This window comes from Streptomyces sp. NPDC127190 (assembly GCF_042672505.1).
In the GTDB taxonomy this organism is placed as follows: domain Bacteria; phylum Actinomycetota; class Actinomycetes; order Streptomycetales; family Streptomycetaceae; genus Streptomyces.
In genome coordinates, this window is the sequence record NZ_JBHXVE010000003.1 from 234,982 (window position 1) to 238,679 (window position 3,698).

Annotated in this window: 2 protein-coding genes; both read left to right on the forward strand. The window is 75.8% G+C overall.

The genetic code is table 11. The features are described 5' to 3' along the window. Nucleotides 1–2,378, forward strand: a 2,378-nt coding sequence (locus tag ACFVIU_RS06805; protein ID WP_385841083.1) for an AMP-binding protein, incomplete at its 5' end; no start/stop codon positions are given. Further along, entirely contained in the window at nt 2,375–3,577 is a 1,203-nt protein-coding gene (locus tag ACFVIU_RS06810; RefSeq protein WP_385841084.1) for an FAD-dependent monooxygenase, read from the forward strand. The genes ACFVIU_RS06805 and ACFVIU_RS06810, both read left to right, overlap by 4 nt. The last annotated feature ends 121 nt before the right edge of the window (nt 3,578–3,698 follow it).

The following is a 3,698-nucleotide window of genomic DNA, read 5'->3' on the forward strand; positions in this document are numbered from 1 at the left end:
CGCCCGGCATCGCCGCCCCCCCCCCCCCGCCGCCCCCCGGGGGGGGGGCCGCCCCGGGGGGGCCCCCCCCCCGCCCCCCCCCCCCCCCCCCCGCGCGGCCCCCGCCCGGCGGCCTCCCGGGGCCCGGGCCCGCGGACACCGCGTATGTGCTGTTCACCTCCGGCTCGACCGGCGTCCCCAAGGGCGTGGCGATGCCGCACCGGGCGCTGGCGAACCTGGTCGGCTGGCAGAACCGGGTGCCGAGCGGTGCCGTCGGCGGCCGCACCCTGCACTTCGCGCCGATCGGCTTCGACGTCGCCTTCCAGGAGATCTTCTCCACGCTGTGCGGCGGTGGCACCCTGGTCCTGGCGGACGAGGAGCAGCGCCGCGACATGCCGGCGCTGCTGCGGCTGCTGGACGAGGCGGGCGTGGAGCGGGTGTTCCTGCCGTTCGTGGCGCTCCAGCAGCTGGCGGAGACGGCCGACGCGCTCGGCCCGGTGCCGCGGCGGCTGCGGGTGGTGGTCTCCTCCGGCGAGCAGCTGCGGGTGACCGCCGCCCTGCGCCGGTTCCTCGCCGCCCTGCCGGGTGTGCTGCTGGAGAACCAGTACGGCCCGACCGAGTCACATGTGGTCACGCGGCACAGCATGACCGGCGATCCGTCCTCCTTCCCCGAACTGCCCCCGGTGGGACGCCCCGTGGACGGCGCGCAGGTGCTGGTCCTCGACGCGCGGATGCATCCGGTGCCACCCGGTGTGCAGGGCGAGATATACCTGGGCGGGGTCTGTCTCGCCGAGGGGTACGTGGGCCGCAAGGACCTCACCGAAGAGCGGTTCGTCCCCCATCCGTACGGCGCCCCGGGCGAGGTCCTGTACCGCACGGGCGATCTCGCGGTGGTCCTGCCGGGCGGGGACATCGTGTGCACCGGCAGGGCCGACGGCCAGGTCAAGATACGCGGCTACCGGGTGGAGCCGGCCGAAGTGGAGGCCGCCGTCCTCGACTTCGCCGCGGACCGGCCCGGCATCCGGGAGGTGGCGGTCGTACCGCGCCGCCGGGCCGACGGCGAGAACACCCTGGCCGCCTTCCTCGTCGGCGACCGGGACCGCACGGACACCGGGGAGCTGCGCCGTCATCTGCGCACCGTGCTGCCTGCGTATCTGGTGCCCGCCTCGCTGACCTGGATACCCGCGCTGCCGCTGACCCCCTCCGGCAAGCGCGACGACCGGGCGCTGGCCGCCACCGCCCCCGCGCAGGAGGCGAAGCCGCGGGGCGCCCGGCCCGTTCCCGGCAGTCACGAGGCGGTCCTGGCGGACACCCTGGCCGATCTGCTGGAGCTGCCCGCCGACGCGATCGGCGTCGACGACGACCTCTTCGACCTGGGCGGCACCTCGCTGACGGCGATGCGGCTGACGGTGGTCATCGAGCAGCGCTACGGCGTCACCGTCCCGCTGGCCGAGTTCATCGCCACCCCCACCGTCGCCGGGCTGGCGCGCCGGCTGCGCGAGCGGAACGCGTCGGTCACCTTCGACCCGCTGGTGCCGATCCGCCCCGAAGGGGACCGCCGCCCGCTGTTCATGGTGCACCCCATGGGCGGCAACGTGCTGTGCTACGTGCAGCTCGCCCGCCATCTGCCCGCCGGCCGGCCGCTGTACGGGCTCCAGGCGGCGGGCGCGGTCCCCGGCACCGAGCCCCGCCGCTCGGTGCCCGAGCTGGCCGCCGACTACATCGCCGCCCTGCGGCGGGTGCAGCCGCACGGCCCCTACGCGATCGGCGGCTGGTCCTTCGGCGGCTTCGTGGCCTTCGAGATGGCCGTCCAGCTGACCCGGGCCGGCGAGGAGGTCGCCGACCTGGTGCTGCTGGACACCACGGCCCTGGACCCCGGGCCGCGGGCCCGCCATGACGAGGACGCGCTGCTCGGCTGGTTCTGCTGGGAGTTGCTGTGGCTGGGCCGCGGCGGGGCCTCGCCGCAGGAGCGGATACCGGCCGAACTGACCACGCCGGACGAGAAGTTCGACTTCATCGCCCAGCTCGCCGTACGCGCCGGGGTGCTGCCCCCGGGGAGTTCGGGGGCCGTGGTCCGCCGGCTGTTCCGGGTGTACGAGGCGAACTGGAACGCCACCCTGGCCTACCGGCCCGAGGTGCCCGAGCAGGACATCACCCTGCTGCTGGCCGCCGAGCCGCTGCCCGAGGTGCTGCTCGCCATGCACAGCGCGGGCGGCAGCCGGCACGCGGACCCGCTGAACGGCTGGCAGCACATGACCCGCGGCCGGCTGCGCGCCGTCACGGTCCCCGGAAACCACCTGTCCATCGTCGAACACCCCCATGTCACCCACACGGCCGAGATCATCGGCCGCATCCTCGACGGCCGTCCCGTCCCGTCCTCCACCGGAGTCGCCGTATGACGCACCACACCTCCCCCGAGCCGTCGTCCACCCGGCTGCCGGTGATCATCGCCGGGGCCGGCATCGGCGGGCTGACCGCCGCCGTCGCCCTGCGCCGGGCGGGCATCCCCGTCGAGATCTACGAGCGGGCCACCCGGCTGCGCGCGGCGGGCTCGGGCCTGTCCGTGATGAGCAACGCCGTCGCCGCGCTGGCGTCGCTCGGCATCGACCTGGGACTGTCCAAGCGCGGCCAGGACGTCGAGACGTTCCGGGTCCTCGACGAGAGGGGGGAACTGATCCGCGAGCAGCCGCTCAAGGCCGTCACGGACGCGCTCGGTGTGCCGTCGGTGTGCGTGACCCGGGCCGACCTCCAGGAAGCCCTGCTCGCCGAGCTGGACGGGGCGCCGCCGGTCCTCGGGCACGCGGTCGCGGACCACGAGACGGGACCGGCCGGGGTGACCGTGCGCTTCGAGAACGGCACCACCGTCCGGGGCAGCGCCCTGGTCGGCGCGGACGGCTTCCACTCCGCCGTCCGCCGCGGCCTGGTGGGGGCCGAGCCGAGCCAGGACAGCGGCTACATCTGCTGGCTGGCCGTCACCCCCTTCGCCCGGCCGCACCTCCCGGCGGGTTACGTGGGCCACTACTGGGGGGCCGGCCGCAGGTTCGGCCTGATCGACGTCGGCCATGGGCGCTACTACTGGTGGGGCACGAAGAACATGCCCGCCGAGCGGTCACGCGCCTGGGACGGCGACAAGGCCGAGATCCTCGACACCTACGCCGGCTGGGCCGACGAGGTCTGCGACATCATCCGCGCGACCCCGATGGAGTCGGTGCTCGCGGTGCCCTCGCAGGACCGGCCGTTCCTGGAGCGCTGGGGCGAGGGCCCGGTCACCCTCCTCGGTGACGCCGCGCACCCGATGCTGACGAGTCTCGGACAGGGCTCGGCGATGGCCATCGAGGACGCGGTCGTCCTGGCCGGCTGCCTCGGCGCGTCCCCCGACGACCCGGCCGGCGCCTTCCGCCGCTACGAGGACCTGCGGCGGGACCGGGTCCGGGCGGTGGTGGCGGCCTCCCGGTCGGTCAGCGAGACCGAGCAGCTGGAGGACCCGGCGGCCCGCCGCGCCCGGGACGAGGCCCTGCGCGACGCCGACGAGCAGGCGCTGCGCGAGCAGTTCCGCGCCCTGCTGCACTGGCCCCCGCTGCCGCTGCCCTCGGCCTGACCCCGCCGGGGAACGGGTCCGGGCGGGCGGGGGGGCGGGCGGGCCCCCCCGGGGGGGGGGGGCCGGGCGGGGGGGGGGGGGGGGGCGGCGGGCATGTGTTTGGGGGGTGGGGTTGTAAAAA